A 19,745-nucleotide genomic window follows, 5' to 3' on the forward strand; every position below is an offset into this window, starting at 1 on the left:
CTGTACGTGGCGGCGAAGGAGCTGCAGGCGCCGTACGACCTGGTGGTCGAGGTGGCCAAGGAGGGCAAGCTGCCCGTCACGATGTTCACCGCTGGCGGCATCGCCACTCCGGCCGATGCGGCGATGATGATGCAGCTGGGCGCGGAGGGTGTGTTCGTCGGTTCGGGCATCTTCAAGTCCGGCAACCCGGCCGAGCGTGCGGCCGCGATCGTCAAGGCCACCACCTTCTTCGACGACCCGGATGTGCTGGCGAAGGTCTCCCGCGGTCTGGGTGAGGCGATGGTCGGCATCAACGTCGACGATCTGCCGGTCGCGCACCGCCTCGCCGAGCGCGGCTGGTGATCGGCGGCGCTTGATCGCCTGAATTCTCGACGCGGCCCCGCATCCCTGATGCGGGGCCGCGTCGTTGCTAGCGTGAGCACCGGTCGAAAGGGGTACGCCATGTCGTCCATCGAAGAGATCCTGGAACTCGAACGGCTGGAGAAGGACATCTTCCGCGGCATCGTCGCGGATACGATGCTGACCCGGACGTTCGGCGGTCAGGTGGCGGGCCAGGCCCTGGTCTCCGCGGTCCGCACGGTCGACGAGCGGTACCGCGTGCACTCGCTGCACGGTTACTTCCTGCGGCCGGGAAACCCGACGATCCCCACCGTCTTCCTCGTCGACCGGATCCGGGACGGCCGATCGTTCTGCACCCGCCGGGTCACCGGGGTCCAGGACGGTCAGGCGATCTTCACCATGTCCGCCTCATTCCACGTGGGCGACATCGGAATCGAGCACGAGGACGAGATGCCCCCGGTCCCGAACCCGGAGGACCTGCCCGACACCTCGGAGATGATGAGCGAGGAGCTGTCGTGGGAGTTCCGGGAGTGGGCCGACTGGGATCTGCGATTCGTGCCCGAGGACAAGGTGACTCGGCGCAGGGGCGTCCCCGCGCAGCAACAGGTTTGGTTCCGGTACCGCCGCACGCTCCCCGAGGACCCCGTGTTCCACGTCTGCACCCTCGCGTACATGAGCGACATGACGTTGCTCGGTTCGGCGAAGGTGCCGCACCCCGACGAGGACATCCAGCAGGCCTCGCTCGACCATGCGCTGTGGTTCATGCGGCCCTTCCGCGCCGATGAGTGGCTGCTCTACGACCAGTCCTCACCGTCCGCGGGGTTCGGCCGGGCGCTGACCCAGGGCCGGATCTTCGATCGCAGCGGGAACCTGGTCGCGGCGGTGGTCCAGGAGGGGCTGACCCGGTTGCTGCGGGACTGATCGGCCCACCCGGAGCCGCAACCGGCAGACCACGGCGTCGGTCTCGCGGCGCAGTGACCGGTCCAGCTCGTCGCCGCGGTGGTTCGGCAGGATCCGCTGCCACCCGGAGCCCGGCTCCACCTCGCCGATCACCACGACGACCCGTCGGTCGGCGAGTTTGTTGTTGATGTACCGGACCATGGTCGGGGCCAGACCCTCCTCAGCGCCGTCGAGCAGCACGAGGCGGACCCCCGGGTGCCAGGCCTCCCACGCCTTGGTGAAGGCGCGCGGCGATTCCCCGGTCGGGCACACCCGGACGGCGACGACGTCGCTGCCGATGGACAGTCCGGCGGAGATCGCCTCACGGCTCAGTTCGGAGACCTCGGCCACCGGAACGAGGACGACGGTGCCCTGTGCGGCGGGCGCGGCGGGCACCTCGCCGAGGTGCAATCGGTCGCCGATGGCGGCGTAGGCCGCCCGCACCCGCTCCATCAGGAACACGATCAGGGGCAGGGCAACCACGATGAGCCACGCGCCCTCGGTGAGCTTCATCGCGGTCGTCACGAGCGCGGCGACGGCCGTCAGGGTCGCGCCGAGTCCGTTGAGGCAGGCGCGCCACCGCCAGCCGGCGGCCCGGGTCAGCAGCCAGTGCCGGACCAAACCGGCCTGGGCGATGGTGAAGCCGACGAAAACCCCGATCGCGAACAGCGGAACCAGGGCGTTCATGCTGCCCCGTGAACCGATCAACAGCACGGCGGCGAACAGACCGAGGGCGAGCACGCCGTATCGGTAGACCTCGCGGGCGGTCCGCAGCGCGAAACGGTGCGGCAGGCAGTTGTCGTCGGCGAGCAGGCGCATCAGCGTCGGCAGGCCGCCGTAGGAGGTGTTCGCGGCGAGGGCGAGCAGAAGGACGGTCGCGAATTGCACCACGTAGTAACCGAACCCGTGTCCGAGAGAGGCCTCGGTGAGCTGGGAGAGCACCGTGGTGCCCTCGGCCGGGTGCAGCGCGAACTTTCCGATGAGGACGGCGAGTCCGATCAGCATGGTGCCGAGCAGGATTCCGAGCGCGACCTCGGCGCGTTGCGCGCTCTTCACCCGCGGCTCGCGGAAGCTTGGCACCGCGTTCGCGATGGCCTCCACGCCGGTGAGGGCGGCGCAGCCGCTGGAGAATGCCTTGAGCAGCAACAGGACCCCGACGGTCTGGACATTGGCCGCGACGGCGGTGCCCTCGGTGGTGCTGAGCGGTTCCGAACGCAGCAGCCCGGCGATGATCACGGTGAAGATGCTGAGCACGAAGACCGCGGTCGGGACCATGAACGCCCTGGCGCTGTCCGCGATCCCGCGAAGGTTCAGCGCTGTGATCCCGACGAGGACGGCCAGGCAGATCCAGACGGTGTGGGGGAGCAGGGCGGGAAACGCGGAGGTGAGTGCGGCGACGCCCGCGGCGATGGAGACCGCGACGTTGAGGATGTAGTCGATCACCAGGGCGGCGGCGGCGACGAGCCCGGTGCGGTGGCCCAGCCGGGCACGGGCGACGGCATACGCGCCGCCACCGTTCGGGAAGGCCGCGATGAGTTGACGGTAGGACGCGACGAGCACCGCGAGCAGCGCCGCGATGGCGAGGGTGACGGGCAGTGTGTAGCCCAGCCCGGCGCCACCCGCGACCGCGAGGACGAGAACGATCGCCTCCGGTCCGTAGGACACCGACGCCATGGCGTCCAGGGAGAGTCCGGCGAGGCCGGTGGAGACCGAGAGCTTGTGTCGATCGGCCTTGCGCTTGGGGCGTCCGGTGCGGGGTGCCCGTATGAGCAGTGCGGTGGTCACCGAGCGAGTGTCGTCCCGGATCGCGTGTGTACCAGCGGTCTTGACGTTTCCCTGATGAGATCGGTCGCGCTCTTGATGCGGCGTGGACGCCGCTGGGAGTCAATCGTGCACAGGGCCCGTGCGGGTGAACGGCGCGGCGAGGGTGGGGCCGAGATGCCTACGGTTGATCGCCAACGCGACCAGCGCCACGACTGCGTAGGCCCCGCACAGGATCATCCGCCCCTGGGTCGAGGTGATCGAGAACTGGACGAGGAAAAGGGCCAGCAGAGCCCAGGCGAACCAGCGGTTGAACCACAGGGCGAGGATCAGGGCGACCCCCATCATCGTCTGGGTGGCGGTCAGCAGCATCTCCTCGACCTGGCGTGCGTCGAGCATGAGGGCGGGGCCGCCGCCACCGGCGAGATGGGCCAGCGGCAGTGATCCCACCAGCAGGGTCCATTGATTGACCTTCGACGAGATCAGCATCGTGATCGCGGCCGTGCCCTTGCCGCGCGCGGCGAAGATGATCGCGATGATGAACTCGGGTGCCTCGGAGGCGAGTGGGGCGAGCCACTGCACGAGCAGGAACTGATCCACGCCGAGTTCGGTGCCCGCGTTGACGAGGCTGTTCGCGAAGGGTGCCGCGCAGGCGACGATGACCGCGGCCGCGACGACGAACATCGCGATCACCGTAGTCCGGCGCGCCCTGTCCGGCAATGCGCCGATCGCGGCGGCGGCACCGATCAGATCGGGTTCCTCGACCTCGCCGCCGGACAGTCGGTAGAGGTAGAAGCCGAACCAGGCGAGCAGGGCGATACCGAACACGAGGTGGATCTGACCCGTCGCCGGGATGACGAACGCCGCGACGCCTGCGACGAGGAGGAACCCGAGCTCCACGCGATTGCCGGACTCGAGGGCCAACGCCGAGACCGGTTTGCCGGTGAGCTTCTTCGCGACCGCGATCGAGACCAGCACCACCAGGGGCCACCCGATGCCCATCAGCAGCCTGTTCGAGCCGGTCATGTTGGCCGCCGCGTACTGCGCGTAGGTGGGGTCGTGTCCGGCGGTGAAGGCGTAGTAGAGATCGACCGCGTACTCGGGGAGTACCGCGATCAGGGCGAGGACGGCGATCGCCAGGCCGCCGGAGACATCGATCTGTGCGGCCTCGGCTGCCCAGGCGAGCAGGAAGCTCGCCGCCACCACCGCGGCCCCGTAGATCAGCAGCGCCGCTGTCGAATTCGGGTGCATGCCCGAGAGCCGGAGTGCGAGGGCGGGAAGAATGAACGCCGAAGTAATTCCCAGTGATCGCGGCAATGTGCCGCGGTATGTCGGAATATCGGGTGTATCTATTTTTCTCGAATTCGGTGAAATGGGTCTCAGGCCTTCGGTCAACGGCCGCAGACTCGTCTGATCCGGACGGGGAGAGTCTTCGGCCAACGGTGGTGTTGGTCCGAAGGTCTCGCTCGCCGAACAGCTTTCGTGCGCACCGTCCGGTGGATGACCGGGCGCATTCTGGCGCCAGCATGTCGACCATCCGCCTCTGCCCGACCGCGTCAGGATATCCAGAGTGAACTACTCCCCTTCGTTTTCGAATGCTAGCGGGGTTCCTTTGGGAAGCAAATTCGTGGTATTGGCTGAATTCGGAATTCGGTCGCGCACTCCGATTAGTTCGGTTGCCCGCAATGGCGTGGGTGCGCCCACCGGGTTCACATGTCGTTTCGGCCGGACGGTTCGTCGACCGACGCGGTGACGACGAAATCCGGGAAAGAAACCCGGACGGGGATGTCGAGAACCCGTGACTTGCTTCGTCCCTGTGGTGAGTGCGACCACAATGGGTCGCACCAGCACCGAGGAGAAACACGATGGCCAAGTACCTGCTGCTCAAGCACTACCGCGGCGCCCCGGCTGCGGTCAACGACGTACCCATGGACAAGTGGACGCCGGAGGAGATCTCGGCCCACGTGCAGTACATGCAGGACTTCGCGGACCGGCTCGAGGGGACCGGAGAGTTCGTCGACGGTCAGGCGCTCGCTCCTGAGGGGACCTTCGTCCGATACGACGGCGAGGGGCGCCCGCCGGTCACCGACGGCCCGTTCGCCGAGACCAAGGACCTCATCGCCGGTTGGATGGTGATCGACGTCGACAATTACGAGCGCGCCGTCGAACTGGCCGGGGAACTGTCGGCCGCGCCTGGGGCTGGTGGGAAGCCGATCCACGAGTGGCTCGAGGTGCGCCCGTTCCTGACCGCGCCGCCCACCATCACGGAGTGACCCCTCCGGTGGACGAGGTCCTGATCCGGGGTCTCACACCACACGTCCTCGGAATCCTCGTCCGCCGCGGAGCAGATTTCGCGGCGGCCGAGGATGCCGTGCAGGACGCGCTGGTCGAGGCGGTTCGCGTCTGGCCTGCCGACGCGCCACGGGACCCGAAGGGCTGGCTGGTCGCGGTGGCCTGGCGCAAGTTCCTCGACGCCACGAAGGCGAACGTGGCCCGCCGCAGGCGTGAGGATGTCGTCGATGACCAGCCGGCGCCCGGTCCCGCGCCCGCGGTGGACGACACGCTGCAGCTCTACTTCCTGTGCGCGCACCCCTCGCTGACGCCGTCGTCTGCGGTCGCGCTCACGCTGCGTGCCGTCGGCGGGCTGACCACCCGCCAGATCGCCCAGGCCTACCTGGTGCCCGAGGCGACCATGGCGCAGCGCATCAGCCGAGCCAAGCGCACCGTTTCGGGCGTGCGGCTCGACCAGCCCGGCGACGTCGCCACGGTGCTGCGCGTTCTCTATCTGGTCTTCAACGAGGGCTACTCCGGCGACGTGGACCTCGCCGCCGAGGCCATCCGGCTCACCCGGCAGCTCGCGGCCGCCATCGACCATCCCGAGGTGGCGGGGCTGCTCGCCCTGATGCTGCTCCACCATGCCCGGCGCGCGGCCCGGACCGCGGCCGACGGCAGCCTGGTACCGCTCGCCGAGCAGGACCGCGGCCGGTGGGACACCGAGTCGATCGCCGAGGGCGTCGAGATCCTGCAGGCGGCCCTCGCCCGCGACCGGCTCGGTGAGTTCCAGGCCCAGGCCGCCATCGCGGCACTCCACGCCGACGCGCCGACCGCCGAGGAGACCGATTGGGTGCAGATCGTCGAGTGGTACGACGAGCTCGAGCGCCTGACAGACAGCCCGGTCGTCCGGCTCAACCGCGCGGTGGCCGTCGGCGAGGCCGACGGACCGCGCGCCGGCCTGGCGGCGCTTGCGGCGCTGGACGACTCGCTGCCCCGCCACGCGGCGGTGGCGGCGTACCTCCACGAGCGTGACGGCGACCTGGCTACGGCGGCACGGCTGTACGCCGAGGCGGCACTGAAGGCGCCCAACCTCGCAGAGCGCGATCACCTGACACGCCAGGCCGCCCGGCTCAATGCGCTCCGTGGGTAACGTCGGCGGGGATTGCGACGAAAGGGACATCGCGAGACGTGCTCGCGGTCGGGGGGGGGGGATCTGTGGGCAGACGTGGCGGGGGAGTCGGCGTCGATGTCGTGGTGATCGGGGCGGTGGTTGCCGTGGGGGTGGTGGTGGCCGGGCTGGTGAATGACATTGGCGGTGGGGAGTATTCGGCGCAGATTCCTGGGTGTGATGTCGTGGAACCAGCGGTCGAGCCGCAGCGTGTGAACTTTGGGTGGGTCGGTCACCGGAGCTACGACAACCCGCAATACCCGTGGTTCTCCGGGCCCAAGGCGACCGCAATGACAGCGGCCCTCGCTGAGGCACTACCCGAGGACAGCGAGCTCGTGTTCGCACCTCCATCTCAATCGCTGTCTTTCGAGCCGATCCTCGGCGTGTACGAGGAGTCGAACCTTCCCGAGGGTGTGGCCGCCGAGGACGTCGGTGGATCGACATCTGCGCAGGGAACACTCACGCGCGGCGAGTCCTCTGGTTTGCTAACGGTCGACGTGCGTCGCGCGCTGTCGACGGAGCTCCCGCCCTGCGTGGCAGGTGAACTCGACCGTCGCTCGACACTCCCGGATGGGGCTGTCCTCGACATCGAGGAAACGGCTCACGGGCGCGCCCGCTCCGTCATGGCGTACCTGCCGGATGGAACGGGCATGTGGGTTCGTGCGGAGGGCGAGGAGTCGGGACCGGCGTCACTGACGATCGAAGAGCTCACCGCCATCGTGACCGCGCCCGGCCTTCGGGTGACCGCTCCGGTGCCGGCCGGGACTCTGTCGCCCCCGGAGCCCTGCTCCGCGAAAGAGGACGAGCCCGCCACCTATGAGTTCGACAGGGCGACGGTGGATCGGCTCAACGGGGCGCTGGATGACCACTGGCGCTTGCCGTCGGCGGGTCCGGCGACCCTCGACCGTCCGCTCGGCTCTCTGCGGCTTTCCGATCTGGACGCCGGCCGCAGTGGTGTCTGCGAGGAGTTGACGGTGACGACACCGGAGGCGAAAAGCCGCTTGCGCGTGTCGATTGTCGCCGAAGCGCCCCCTCGGGTGGAGGAGCCTGAGCGTCCACATGGACCGCGACGGTCCATCTCGACGCTTCCGGATGGGACGGTGGTCGAACGGGTCGAGGCCGCGCCATCGGTTGCTGAGGGCCCTGACAGCGCGAAGGCGACGGAGACGATCCGATCGGTCACGGCCACCAAGCCGTCGGGTATCCAGATCCGGGTGAGTTCGTCGGCGCAGGCTCCGGCCGATCCGCTGGGCATCGACGAACTCGAAGCCATCGCGGCCGCCCCTGGGCTGGAGTTGCAGTTCTCCCGTACGTGTCGGCGGCCGGGCGTAGACTAGTACACATGTTCGATACCGGGGGTTTCGAGGTTGCGCCGCAGGTGAGAGTGCCTGCGGTGACGAGCCCGGCGTGGATTTCGAGGATGGTGCGGCCGCGTTGGCGGCGTTGCGGGAGTACGGGCGGGCGGAGAACGTCGCGGCCGCGCACAAGGTGTTGACGGCGGCGTCGTTTGCGCGGCGGCAGTTCGCGTATGAGGTGGATTTGTTCGGGGAGGAGTTCGCCTATCGGGCGGGGCGGTCGGCGGAGATGGAGACCTCTCTGGTGTTGGGGGTGAGTGCGTTCACCGCGGAACGGTATGTGGCGGTGGGCAATGCGTTGGATCTGCGGTTGCCGTTGATTCGTGCGGTGTTCGTGTCGGGGCGGGTGGACTTTCCGCGGGTGTTCGCGATCGTCGACGCCACTGCGGAGATCGCCGACGCGACCCTCGGACGGATGGAGGGGCATCTAGCGGACGCGGCCCTCTACCTGACGCCGAAGAAACTCGTCGCGGAGGTGATGCGCGAACTGATCCGCATCAACCCCGCCGAGGCCGAGGAACTCCGCAAGCGGCGGGAACGGTATTCACGGCGGGTGTCGGTGACCGCGGACCTGCACGGCATGGCCCAGGTGTATGCCACCCTCACGGCCGCCGAAGGCCGGACCCTCGACTCGCTTATTCAGGAGATGGCAGGCACCGTCTGCTGCGAAGATCCCCGCACGGTCGACAACCTCCGCACGGATGCGTTCATGGCGTTGGTGCACGGCGAGACCTATCTGCACTGCCGGTGCGGGCGCGACGACTGCCCGACCGTGCATTTGCCGCGACCGGAGCGGCCGAAACCCGAGGTGCACATCCATATCGATCTGGAGAGTCTGCTGCGGTTGGCGGATCATCCCGGGCATCTGGAGGGTCACGGGCCGATTGATCCGGAGTTGGCGAGGTTGCTCGCCGGGGATGCGACGTGGCAGGCGGTGATCTCCGATGCCCGGCGCATCCAGGCGGAGCACAACGCTGCCGCCAACGATGAGGGCGAGAACGGCAGCGATGGCGACACTGACAACGATGATTCGCCACGAGAACCAAAGGGCAGCATTGGTTTAGGGGACAGCTCTGTCTCCACCTCAATGCCCGGCGTCCCGACCCGGTACCGCCTCCGGCGCAGGACCGCAGGGCAACTCCCGACACGACAGGACTCGTCGACACCGCCGACGCCACCAGCCGGCGACAGCCCACGAGAGCCTCGGATCACCGACATTCTCGACGCGATCGCGGCGAACCCGGCCCTGCTCGACGGCCAGTACCCAGACGGGCACGGCGGATACGACCACCCACCCCGCGGAGCCCTGACCTACCGGCCCAGCAACGCCCTCCGCGCCGCCGTCTTCGACAAATACGACACCTGCACGTTCCCCGGCTGCACCGTCAGGGCCCGGGACTGCCAGTTCGACCACATCGTCGAGTTCGACCCCGACAACCCGCACGCGGGCGGCTGGACGGTCGAGAGCAACGGCGAACCCGCCTGCATCTGGCACCACCAAGCCAAGACCGACCGACTCTTCCGCGTCGTCCGCCTCGACGGCGACGTCATCGCCTGGATCGGCCAACACGGCGCAATCGGCGTCACCGCGCCGCTGCCCGTCGAACAACGCCCAAGCGCCCGCACGAAGAAACCCGCAACTCGGCCGACCTCGAGGCCGCCACTTGCACCCCCGCCGCCGCCCCAACCGCCCGACCTCGGAATCTACGAACCAACCTGGTGGGAAACCCACATGCACCCCACCGACCTACCCCCGACGCTCCCAGAGCTCACCACCATCGCCGACCCCGGCCACCTCGCCCGCTGCGCACAACTCCGCGCCCACCACGCTGAACACCTCGCGATCCTGGGCGAACGCCACCGCCACCAGCCCCCGCAGTTCTGACCATCCGTATCCTCGACCTGTGCAGACGAGACGAATTCTGGAACTGACCCTCGGTGCGGCGGCACTGATCGCGGTCGTCGCGGCCGTGGTGGTGTCGATCGGGTCGACACCCGAGACCGCGCAGGCCGACAGCGTGGACGACACGCTCACCGTCACCGGGAACGTCTCGTACCGTGAGCGGATCGCCTTCCCCGAGAACGCCGTCGTGACCGTGCGCCTCGAGGACATCTCGCTGGCAGACGCGCCGGCGACCCTGCTCGCCGAGCAGCGCATCGAGGACGCCACCGGCGTGCCGGTGCCGTTCGAGCTCGCCGCCTACCGCGATGCCATTGATCCAAGGGCGCGACTGGCCATCCGCGCGCAGATCGAGGTCGACGGCGCGCTGCGCTGGACCACCGACACCGTCCACCCGATCCCGGTCGAGGGTGACGTCCAGGCACAGGAGCTCATCCTCGTGGCGGTCCCGCAGTGAGCGTCGACATGATCGAACGGACATCGGCCACCATGACACCCACCATCGGCGTGCTGGCGCTGCAGGGAGATGTGCGCGAACACCTTGCGGCGCTGGAGGCGTCGGGTGCCCGCGGCATCGGCGTGCGCCGGGTCTCGGAGCTCGAATCGGTGGACGGCCTCGTCATCCCGGGCGGGGAGTCCACCACCATGAGCCGTCTGCTCACGGTGTTCGAACTGCTCGAACCGCTGCGCGCCCGGTTGCGCGACGGCATGCCGGCGTACGGCTCCTGCGCGGGCATGATCCTGTTGGCGGGCGAGGTGCTCGACACCCGCCCGGATGCGCAGTGCCTGGGCGGAATCGACATCACCGTGCGGCGCAACGCCTTCGGTCGTCAGGTCGACTCCTTCGAGGAGGACCTCGACTTCGCCGGGATCGAGGGCGCCCCGATGCGGGCGGTCTTCATCCGCGCGCCCTGGGTGGAGCGGGTCGGCCCGGGAGTCGAGGTGCTGGCCACGGTGCCCGAGGGGCCGGCCGAGGGACGGGTCGTCGCGGTCCGTGAGGGCAACGTTCTCGCGACCTCATTTCACCCCGAGGTGACCGGCGACAGGCGCGTCCATCAGCTGTTTGTCGACATGGTGCGGGAAGTCGCGGTGGCCCGCGCGTAAACTGGCGCTACTGTGTGCTCCCCGCTGCAGCGTGCTCCGCTGTCGCGTGCGCATCTACGAACGGGAAGAGGGAACTACGCATGAGCGGCCACTCCAAATGGGCCACCACCAAGCACAAGAAGGCTGCGATCGACGCCAAGCGCGGCAAGTCCTTCGCGAAGCTGATCAAGAACATCGAGGTGGCGGCGCGGACCGGTGGTGGTGACCCAGCGGGTAACCCGACCCTGTACGACGCCATCCAGAAGGCGAAGAAGACGTCCGTCCCCAACGACAACATCGAGCGCGCCCGCAAGCGCGGCGCGGGCGAAGAGGCGGGCGGCGCCGACTGGCAGACCATCATGTACGAGGGCTACGGCCCCAACGGTGTGGCGCTGCTCGTCGAGTGTCTGACCGACAACCGGAACCGCGCGGCCGGCGAGGTTCGGACCGCGATGACGCGCAACGGTGGCAACCTCGCCGATCCGGGTTCGGTGGCGTACCTGTTCACCCGCAAGGGCGTCGTGGTGCTGGAGAAGAACGGCCGCTCCGAGGACGAGATCCTCGAGGTGGTGCTCGAGGCAGGAGCCGAGGAGATCAACGACCTCGGCGACACCTTCGAGATCGTGTCCGAGGCGGGCGACCTGATCGGTGTGCGGACGGCACTGGTGGACGCCGGCATCGACTACGAGTCGGCCGACCCCGACTTCCGCGCCTCCGTCGAGGTGCCGGTCGACGTGGACGGCGCTCGCAAGGTGTTCAAGCTCGTCGACGCGCTCGAGGAGTCCGACGACGTGCAGAACGTGTACACGAACGTCGACCTGTCCGACGAGGTGCTCGCTCAGCTCGAGGACTGACCTCCGCTCGAACATCGGGCCGGACCACTGCGGTCCGGCCCGATGTTTGCTTTCGACCGCGTGTTGGTCGGCCATCGTGTCGGCGGATCCACCTATACTCTCGAACAGCTGTTCGTAGTGGTGAGAGGTGATCGCGTGCGGGTGTTCGGGGTGGATCCAGGCCTGACCCGATGCGGATTCGGGGTGGTCGACTCGGGTCGCGGCCGTACGGTGGCCCCGGTGGCCGTCGACGTCATCCGTACGCCGCCGGAAATGGACCTGTCGCAGCGGTTGCTGCGGATCTCGAACGCGGCCGAGGAATGGCTGGACCTCTACCAGCCGACCGTCGTCGCCGTCGAGCGGGTCTTCTCGCAGAACAACGTGCGCACCGCGATGGGCACGGCCCAGGCGGGCGGCGTCGTCGCGCTCGCCGCGGCCCGGCGCGGGATCGACGTCTGCTTCCACACCCCGAGTCAGGTGAAATCGGCGGTCGCGGGCAACGGTGCCGCGGACAAGAAGCAGGTCACCGCGATGGTGACGAAGATCCTCGGGCTGGCGGTCGCACCGAAGCCCGCCGACGCCGCCGACGCGCTCGCGCTGGCGATCTGTCATTGCTGGCGGGCCCCGATGCTGTCGCGGATGGCGCAGGCCGAGCAGGCGGCCGCCGAGCAGAAGCGGCGCTACGAGGCCAGACTCGCGGAACTGAACAAGACCCGGCTCAAGAAGGCAGGTACCCCATGATCGCGTCCATTCGCGGCGAGGTGCTCGAGATCGCGCTCGATCACGTGGTGCTCGAGGCGGCGGGGGTCGGCTACCGGCTCAACGCCACCCCGGTCACGCTCGGCACCCTCCAGCGCGGAACCGAGGTCCGGCTCGTCACCGCGATGATCGTTCGCGAGGACTCGATGACCCTGTACGGGTTCCATGACATCGAATCGCGGGATCTGTTCGGCCTGCTGCAGACGGTGTCCGGGGTCGGCCCGCGGCTGGCGATGGCGACGCTGGCCGTCCTCGAGCCGGAGGCGCTGCGCAAGGCGCTCGCCGAGGGCAACGTCACCGCGCTGACCCGGGTGCCCGGCATCGGCAAGCGTGGCGCCGAGCGGATGGTCGTCGAGCTCCGGGACAAGGTGGAGGCCGTCGCCGTCACGTCCGACCCCGGCGCCCCCTCGGTGGTGCCGGGTCTGGTCCGCGAACAGATCGTCGAGGCCCTGGTCGGCCTCGGCTTCCCGGCGAAGTCAGCCGAACAGGCAACCGACACCGTACTGGCCGCGGACCCGGACGCGAGCACGTCCACCGCCCTGCGCTCGGCGCTGTCCCTGCTGGGTAAGACCAGGTGACCGAGGACATGGGGGACCCGGACGGGATGGAATCGTCGGTCACCGCGAACTTCGTCGCCGCCGACAGCGAGATCGAGGCCAGTCTCCGGCCGACCAACCTGACCGACTTCATCGGCCAGCCTCGGGTGCGTGAGCAGCTCCAGCTCGTGCTGACCGGTGCCAAGCTGCGCGGCGGCACCCCCGACCACATCCTGATGTCGGGGCCTCCCGGTCTCGGCAAGACCAGCATGGCGATGATCATCGCCTCGGAACTGGGCACCTCGCTTCGGCTCACCTCCGGTCCGGCGCTCGAGCGGGCGGGCGACCTCGCCGCCATGCTGAGCAACCTCGTCGAGGGCGATGTGCTGTTCATCGACGAGATCCACCGGATCGCGCGGCCGGCGGAGGAGATGCTCTACCTGGCGATGGAGGACTTCCGGGTGGACGTCGTCGTCGGCAAGGGACCGGGTGCGACCTCGATCCCGTTGGAGGTCGCGCCGTTCACCCTGGTCGGCGCCACCACCCGCTCCGGCGCATTGACCGGGCCGCTGCGCGACCGGTTCGGCTTCACCGCCCACATGGACTTCTACGATCCGCCGGAGTTGCAGCGGATCCTGCTGCGGTCCGCGGGCATCCTCGGCGTCGAGCTGGGGGAGGAGGCCAGCGCCGAGATCGCGGGTCGCTCCCGTGGCACGCCGCGCATCGCGAACCGGCTGCTGCGCCGGGTGCGCGACTATGCCGACGTGCGGGCCGACGGCGTGATCACCCGCGACATCGCGAGGGCGGCGCTGGCGGTGTACGACGTCGACCAGCTCGGCCTCGACCGTCTGGACCGGTCGGTGCTCAGTGCGCTGGTGCGTAGCTTCGGCGGTGGACCCGTCGGCGTGTCGACCCTCGCGGTCGCGGTCGGGGAGGAGCCAGGCACCGTTGAGGAGGTCTGCGAGCCGTTTCTCGTGCGTGCGGGGATGATCGCCCGGACACCGCGGGGCCGGGTGGCGACCGCCGCGGCGTGGGAACAGCTCGGTCTGACGCCGCCGCCGGAGGCCGCGGCGGGCGGCATCGACGTGCGTGTCAACGAACCGCCGCAAGGTCTGTTTGACTAGTGGCACACTGGAGTACTGCGCCGGTCTGTTCCGGATTGTGCGCGTCGACGACCCTCGAGGACTGAACTCAACGATGGAACTGCTGTTTCCGCTCCTGATTCTCGCCCTGCTCGTGCCCATGTTCCTGGGCATCCGCCGCCAGAAGAAGGAGATGGCGAAGACTGCGGAGCTGCAGGACTCGCTCAACGTCGGTGACCGCGTGCTCACCACCTCCGGGCTGCATGCGACCGTGGTCGAGCTCGGTGAGGGCACCGTCGACCTCGAGGTCGCGCCCGGAATCGTCACCACCTGGTCGCGGATGGTGATCCGTGAACTCCTCGTCGAGGACGACGAGGAGTTCGAGGAGGAGGACATCGACGAGATCGTCGATGAGGCCGCCGCCGACGAGACCCCCGCCGTCGAGAAGGCCCCCGTCGAGGAGACTCCCGAGGAGACCAAGCGTCGCCTGGACACCGAATGAGTTGAGTTCCGGACCGCTGCCGAGTGATCCTGCTCGGCAGCGGTCGCGTGTAGGGCCTCGAACCCGACCATCGCACGACACACGTACTAGGAGAACTACGGATCGTGGCACCTTCGACTGGAGCCGTACGACCAGCACGCTCGCTCGTGATCTTCGGGCTGATCGTCGCTGCGCTGTACGCGCTCGTCTTCTTCACCGGGGACAAGTCCCCGACGCCGAAGCTCGGCATCGACCTGCAGGGCGGCACCCGTGTCACCCTGACCGCGCGCACCCCGGACGGCAGTAAGCCCAGCCAGGACAGCCTTCGTCGCGCACAGGAGATCATCGAGACCCGAGTCAACGGGCTCGGTGTCTCCGGCTCCGAGGTGGTCATCGACGGTGACAACCTGGTGATCACGGTTCCCGGCGACGACAGCTCGCAGGCCCGCACGCTCGGCCAGACGGCGCGGCTGTACATCCGCCCGGTGCAGAGTTCGGCGGTGTCCTCGAACGCGCAGGCGCAGGCACCGAAGGCCGAGACCCCGGCCCCGGCACCCGCGCCGCAGAACCGGCCCTTCCCGGCGCAGGAACCGGGAACCCCGGCTCCGCCGACCGAGACTCCCGCGCCCCCCGCGGATCAGGGCGCCGCGACGTCCGACGATCAGGCGGCCGCGGAGATCGCCGAGGCGAAGAAGACCAGGCAGAGCACGGATCCGGCGGTGCAGCAGCAGGCGATGGCGACGCTCGACTGCAACGCCAGCGACCCGCTCCAGGGCAACGACGATCCGGCACTGCCGCTGGTGGCCTGCTCGACCGACGGCACCACGGTTTATCTCCTCGGACCGAGCATCATCGACGGCCAGGAGATCGCGGACGCGAGCTCCGCCTTCAACTCGCAGCAGTCCCGCAACGAGGTATCGCTGACCTTCAAGTCGAGCGGCAGCACCACCTGGGCGCAGTTCACCGCCGCCAACATCGGCAAGCAGGCCGCGTTCACGCTCGACTCCAAGGTCGTCAGCGCGCCGGTCGTCCAGGGCGCCACCCCTGCGGGCAGCGCCACCTCCATCACCGGTGACTTCACGTCGGCGTCGGCGAAGGAACTCGCGAACACCCTGAAGTACGGCTCGCTGCCGCTCTCCTTCCAGGCCTCCGAGGCCGAGACCGTCTCCGCAACCCTGGGTCTCGCCTCCCTGCAGGCAGGCCTCATCGCGGGCGCCATCGGCCTCGCGCTGGTGCTGCTCTACTGCCTCATCTACTACCGGATGCTGGGCGTGCTGACCGCACTCTCGCTGGTGCTGTCCGGAGTGATGGTCTACGCGATCATGGTGCTGCTCGGCCGGTACATCGGCTTCACCCTCGACCTCGCAGGCATCGCCGGTCTGATCATCGGCATCGGCATGACGGCCGACTCGTTCGTCGTGTACTTCGAACGCATCAAGGACGAGATCAGGGAGGGCCGCAGCTTCCGCTCGGCGGTGCCGCGCGGTTGGGCACGGGCTCGCCGGACCATCCTGTCCGGAAACGCGGTGAGCTTCATCGCGGCCGCCGTGCTGTACGTCCTCGCGGTCGGCCAGGTGCGCGGCTTCGCGTTCACCCTCGGCCTGACCACCATCCTCGACGTCGTCGTCGTGTTCCTGGTGACCCATCCGCTGGTCCACCTGGCATCGAAGTCGGACTTCTGGTCGAAGCCGAGCATCAACGGTCTCGGAGCGGTGCAGCAGGTCGCCCGTGAACGCAAGACCGCCGCGTCCGCGCGCACCAGCGTCGGCGCGCAGGCGAAGGAGGCCTGACTGTGACCACATCTGAAGATCTGTCGTTGTCCGATTCCTCGGCCGACCAGGCGAAACTGCCCAGGCACAGCCTGCTCTCGCGGCTCTACACCGGCACCGGCGCCTTCGAGGTCGTCGGCAGGCGCAAGTTCTACTACGGCCTGGTCGGCGTCATCCTGCTGATCTCGATCGCCAGCATCCTGATTCGCGGGTTCACCCTCGGCATCGACTTCGAGGGCGGCACCCGGATCCAGTTCCCGGCAGGCGACAACGTCACGACCGAACAGGTCGAGCAGGTCTACACCGAGAGCATGGGCGAGGCTCCGGTCTCCGTTCAGACCGTCGGTTCCGGCGCCAGCGCCACCATCCAGATCCGTTCGGAGGCGCTCGACGCTCGTGAGGTGGTCGTCCTGCAGGACGCGTTGTACGACGCCTTCCAGCCGGAGGGCAAGGACGGCAACCCCAGCAAGAACGCGATCAGCGTCGCCGACGTGAGCGAGACCTGGGGCAGCCAGATCACCCAGAAGGCGCTCATCGCGCTCGTGGTGTTCCTGGTCATCGTCAGCATCTACATCGGCATCCGATTCGAACGCGACATGGCGATCGCCGCCATCGTGGCGCTCTTCTTCGACATGATCGTCACGGCGGGCGTCTACGCGCTCGTCGGTCTCGAGGTCACGCCTGCCACGGTGATCGGTTTGCTCACCATTCTGGGCTTCTCGCTCTACGACACCGTTGTGGTGTTCGACAAGGTGGAGGAGAACACGCGCGGGGTGTTGCACCTGACCAGGCGGACCTATGGCGAACAGGCCAACCTGGCCGTCAACCAGACGCTGATGCGCTCGATCAACACCACCGTGATCAGCATTTTGCCGGTGGTCGGGCTGCTCGTCGTGGCGGTCGGACTGCTGGGCGTCGGCACGCTCAAGGACCTCGCCGTTGTCCAGTTGGTGGGCATCATCGTCGGCGCGTTCTCCTCGATCTTCTTCGCGACGCCGCTGCTGGTCTCGATCAAGGAGCGTTGGGGACCCGTGGCGGCCCACACCAAGAAGGTGCTCGCCCGCCGCGAGACCCGGTCCGAGACCGCGGCCGCACCTGCCGCGGCCGCGGAGGCCTCCGCCGTCGCGTCCCGTGTCACCGCGGCGAGCCCGCGGCCCGGTGCCCGACCGACGGGGAAGCGCGACAAGAAGAGGCGTTGACATGGGTACCGGCGCACGACGGGCCGGCGCGGCCCGCGGTTTGAGGGTCGGCGCCGCCGGCGTGATCGCAATGATCACGACGGCGGCGGCCGTCGGCTGCTCGGCCGCCGAGGACCAGGTCCAGTCAATCGGGTACGCGGTCGACAACGTGTTGACCACGTACAACGCGAACACGGTCGACGGCGCGGCATCGGGTGCGCGGCAAGCGTTCTCGCGGGTGCTCACCGGCCTGAGCTATATCGGGCCGGAGGGCAGCGCGCTGTCCGACGGCGACGTCGGCACCGCGGCAACCGTTCCGGGCGATGCACTCACCGTCGCGGTCAAGCTGAACCCGCAGGCTGTGTACTCGGACGGCGTGCCGACGGCCTGCGACGATCTGGTGCTGGCCTGGGCGGCCGGCAGCGGTCGCTTCCCGATGTTCCGGGCGGCGGACACCGCCGGCTACGCGGACATCGACCGGGTCGACTGCCAGTCCGGGTCCAAGGACGCGACCGTCGTGTTCCGGCCTGGCCGGGCGTTCGCCGACTGGCGGGCGCTGTTCGGCGCCACCGCGTTGATGCCTGCGCACGTGGCGGCCAGGGCCGCGGGGGTCCCGGACCTCGTGGGCGCCGTCGCCTCGAACGACGTGCCCGCGCTCGAGCGGGTCGCCGAGTTCTGGAACAACGGTTGGAAGCTGGTACCGGACCAGCTCGATCTCACCCTGTTCCCGTCGTCGGGGCCGTACCGGGTCGAGTCCTTCACGACGGACGGCGGACTGGTGCTGGTCGCCAACGAGCGGTGGTGGGGCAACAAGCCGGCCACCCCGCAGATCGTGGTGTGGCCGAAGGGCACCGATCTCGAGTCCAAGACCGCGTCCGGTGAGGTCGACGTGATCGACGCGGGTGCGGGGTCGATGCCGGGGCTGTCCCCGGGCAACGGGTTCTCCTCGGTGACCGCGCCCTCCCGCAGCAGCGAGCAGCTGGTGCTTGCGACGTCGGGGGTGTTCGAGTCCGCCGATGCGCGCCGGGCGCTCGCCCTGTGCGTGCCGCGCCAGCAGCTCTTCGATCGGCTCGGGCATCCGGACTTCGACAAGCAGTCGGGCCTCGGATCCGGCGTGCTGAGTTCGCGGATCGTGCAGCCGGACATGTTGATCTACCCCTCGGTCGCCGCGACCGAGGGCGGCCGGTATCTGCACCCCGACGTGCCCGCCGCGGTCGCCGCGAGGACCGCCTCGGGGCAGGGCCCGATCACGGTCAGGATCGGCTATCTGGCCCCGGACACCCGGCGCGCCGACACCGTCAAGGCGATCGCCGAGGCGTGCGCCCCCGCCGACATCACCGTCGAGGACGCCGGCTCGCCGGAGTTCACCCCGACGGCGCTCGGTGCGGGCGGACTGGACGCCATCCTCGGTGGCACCGCATCCGCGCAGGGCGCCGCGGGCACCGACTCCGAGGTACCGCCGGTGTATTCGCTGGTCGGGGGCAACGGCACCAACTTCGGTGGCTACCGCAACGGCCGCATCACCGCGATCGCGGAGCAACTCGCCGTGGACACGGCGGAGGGCAGCAGGCTCAACCTGTCGACGGAGGCCGAGAACATACTGTGGAACGACCTGCCGTCGATCCCGCTGTTCAACGAGCCGAGGACCACGGTGTTCGCGGACGGCCTGCACGCCGCGGTGCCGAACCCGACGGTCTCCGGTGTGGGATGGAACATGGACAGGTGGATACTTCTCCGGTGACTGCATTGACGACGGCGTCCGAGGACGTGGCCCGACTGACCCGCTGGGCCGATGACTTCCCGGAGCCGGGCGTGACCTTCGCCGACCTGACCCCGGTGTTCGCCGACGCCAAGGCCTTTCGTGATGTCATCGACGCGCTGGTCCAGGTCGGCGACGGCGCCGACCTGGTCGCGGGCATCGATGCCAGGGGATTCCTCCTCGGTGCCGGTGTGGCCCTCGCGCTCGATGCTGGCGTGCTCGCGGTCCGCAAGGCGGGGAAGCTGCCGCCGCCGGTGCTCACCCGCGAGTACCAGCTCGAGTACGGCACCGCGTCCCTGGAGATCCCGGCCGACGGGATCGAGCTCGCCGGCCGCCGGGTGCTGGTGATCGACGACGTGCTGGCCACCGGTGGCACCCTGGCAGCGTCGGCGGAGTTGCTGACCGCGGCGGGCGCCGAGGTGATCGGGATCGCGGTGGTGCTCGAGATCGAGGCGCTCGGCGGGCGCTCGCGGCTCGCGGGCCACCCGGTCACGTCGCTGCTTCGGGTCTGAGGACTAAAGTTTCCGTT

General features: G+C 68.9%; 19 protein-coding genes. 17 read left to right on the plus strand and 2 right to left on the minus strand.

Translation table 11 applies throughout. From position 1 onward, the window contains the following. A partial coding sequence (locus tag FCG67_RS09020; RefSeq protein WP_484335615.1) for a beta/alpha barrel domain-containing protein occupies positions 1–342 on the plus strand: 342 nt, incomplete at its 5' end. Positions 343–441: 99 nt separating this feature from the next. Continuing rightward, the gene (locus tag FCG67_RS09025; protein WP_136909117.1) at positions 442–1,260 is read left to right on the plus strand and encodes an acyl-CoA thioesterase; all 819 of its coding nucleotides are present in this window, start codon (positions 442–444) and stop codon (positions 1,258–1,260) included. Here FCG67_RS09025 and FCG67_RS09030 read toward each other — a convergent pair. Beyond that, positions 1,147–2,952, minus strand: a complete 1,806-nt coding sequence (locus tag FCG67_RS09030) for an APC family permease (protein ID WP_136909851.1) — start codon at positions 2,950–2,952, stop codon at positions 1,147–1,149. The two genes, FCG67_RS09025 and FCG67_RS09030, sit on opposite strands and share 114 nt — an antisense overlap. A 210-nt stretch (positions 2,953–3,162) precedes the next feature. Next, positions 3,163–4,290, minus strand: a complete 1,128-nt coding sequence (locus tag FCG67_RS09035) for a sodium:proton exchanger (protein ID WP_136909119.1) — start codon at positions 4,288–4,290, stop codon at positions 3,163–3,165. A 614-nt stretch (positions 4,291–4,904) separates the two neighbouring features. On the opposite strand from FCG67_RS09035, the gene FCG67_RS09040 reads away from it, so the two are divergent. The 15 genes from FCG67_RS09040 to FCG67_RS09110 all read left to right on the plus strand — a co-directional run bounded on the left by FCG67_RS09040 (position 4,905) and on the right by FCG67_RS09110 (position 19,728). Next, positions 4,905–5,312: a YciI family protein gene (locus FCG67_RS09040; protein WP_136909121.1), complete on the plus strand. Its 408-nt coding sequence runs from the start codon at positions 4,905–4,907 to the stop codon at positions 5,310–5,312. Between the two features lie 8 nt (positions 5,313–5,320). Continuing rightward, the gene (locus FCG67_RS09045; RefSeq protein ID WP_136909852.1) at positions 5,321–6,463 is read left to right on the plus strand and encodes an RNA polymerase sigma factor; all 1,143 of its coding nucleotides are present in this window, start codon (positions 5,321–5,323) and stop codon (positions 6,461–6,463) included. A 101-nt stretch (positions 6,464–6,564) separates the two neighbouring features. Further along, positions 6,565–7,818, plus strand: coding sequence for a hypothetical protein (locus tag FCG67_RS09050; protein ID WP_211243156.1), 1,254 nt, complete (start codon positions 6,565–6,567; stop codon positions 7,816–7,818). Positions 7,819–7,888: 70 nt separating this feature from the next. Further along, positions 7,889–9,721, plus strand: coding sequence for an HNH endonuclease signature motif containing protein (locus tag FCG67_RS09055; RefSeq protein WP_136909123.1), 1,833 nt, complete (start codon positions 7,889–7,891; stop codon positions 9,719–9,721). Positions 9,722–9,740: 19 nt separating this feature from the next. Continuing rightward, the gene (locus FCG67_RS09060; protein ID WP_169310481.1) at positions 9,741–10,193 is read left to right on the plus strand and encodes a YbaY family lipoprotein; all 453 of its coding nucleotides are present in this window, start codon (positions 9,741–9,743) and stop codon (positions 10,191–10,193) included. Positions 10,194–10,201: 8 nt separating this feature from the next. Beyond that, a complete protein-coding gene (pdxT, locus tag FCG67_RS09065; protein WP_425467812.1) occupies positions 10,202–10,840 on the plus strand; it encodes a pyridoxal 5'-phosphate synthase glutaminase subunit PdxT in 639 nt (212 codons plus the stop codon). Between the two features lie 80 nt (positions 10,841–10,920). After that, complete coding sequence (locus tag FCG67_RS09070; protein WP_077041462.1) at positions 10,921–11,673, plus strand: YebC/PmpR family DNA-binding transcriptional regulator; 753 nt, start codon at positions 10,921–10,923, stop codon at positions 11,671–11,673. 135 nt (positions 11,674–11,808) lie between these two features. Next, positions 11,809–12,393 carry a crossover junction endodeoxyribonuclease RuvC gene (gene ruvC / locus FCG67_RS09075; protein WP_077043647.1) on the plus strand — a complete coding sequence of 195 codons (585 nt, stop codon included), beginning with the start codon at positions 11,809–11,811 and terminating at the stop codon, positions 12,391–12,393. Further along, complete coding sequence (gene ruvA, locus FCG67_RS09080; RefSeq protein ID WP_136909127.1) at positions 12,390–12,989, plus strand: Holliday junction branch migration protein RuvA; 600 nt, start codon at positions 12,390–12,392, stop codon at positions 12,987–12,989. Before ruvC ends, ruvA begins: the two co-directional genes overlap by 4 nt. An 8-nt stretch (positions 12,990–12,997) precedes the next feature. Next, entirely contained in the window at positions 12,998–14,071 is a 1,074-nt protein-coding gene (gene ruvB, locus FCG67_RS09085) for a Holliday junction branch migration DNA helicase RuvB (RefSeq protein WP_136909856.1), read from the plus strand. A 73-nt stretch (positions 14,072–14,144) separates the two neighbouring features. Continuing rightward, positions 14,145–14,531 (plus strand): preprotein translocase subunit YajC, encoded by a 387-nt coding sequence (gene yajC / locus FCG67_RS09090; RefSeq protein ID WP_136909129.1) that lies wholly within the window; start codon positions 14,145–14,147, stop codon positions 14,529–14,531. 104 nt (positions 14,532–14,635) lie between these two features. Next, positions 14,636–16,300 (plus strand): protein translocase subunit SecD, encoded by a 1,665-nt coding sequence (gene secD / locus FCG67_RS09095; RefSeq protein ID WP_136909131.1) that lies wholly within the window; start codon positions 14,636–14,638, stop codon positions 16,298–16,300. Positions 16,301–16,302: 2 nt separating this feature from the next. Further along, positions 16,303–17,478 carry a protein translocase subunit SecF gene (gene secF / locus FCG67_RS09100; RefSeq protein WP_246044960.1) on the plus strand — a complete coding sequence of 392 codons (1,176 nt, stop codon included), beginning with the start codon at positions 16,303–16,305 and terminating at the stop codon, positions 17,476–17,478. A 1-nt stretch (position 17,479) separates the two neighbouring features. Beyond that, complete coding sequence (locus FCG67_RS09105) at positions 17,480–19,198, plus strand: ABC transporter substrate-binding protein (RefSeq protein WP_211243157.1); 1,719 nt, start codon at positions 17,480–17,482, stop codon at positions 19,196–19,198. Continuing rightward, on the plus strand, positions 19,165–19,728 hold the full coding sequence (locus FCG67_RS09110; RefSeq protein WP_136909133.1) for an adenine phosphoribosyltransferase: 564 nt from the start codon (positions 19,165–19,167) through the stop codon (positions 19,726–19,728). The genes FCG67_RS09105 and FCG67_RS09110 overlap by 34 nt, the downstream gene beginning before the upstream one ends. The last annotated feature ends 17 nt before the right edge of the window (positions 19,729–19,745 follow it).

The sequence above is a fragment of the Rhodococcus oryzae genome (genome assembly GCF_005049235.1).
GTDB classification, from domain to species: domain Bacteria; phylum Actinomycetota; class Actinomycetes; order Mycobacteriales; family Mycobacteriaceae; genus Rhodococcus_G; species Rhodococcus_G oryzae.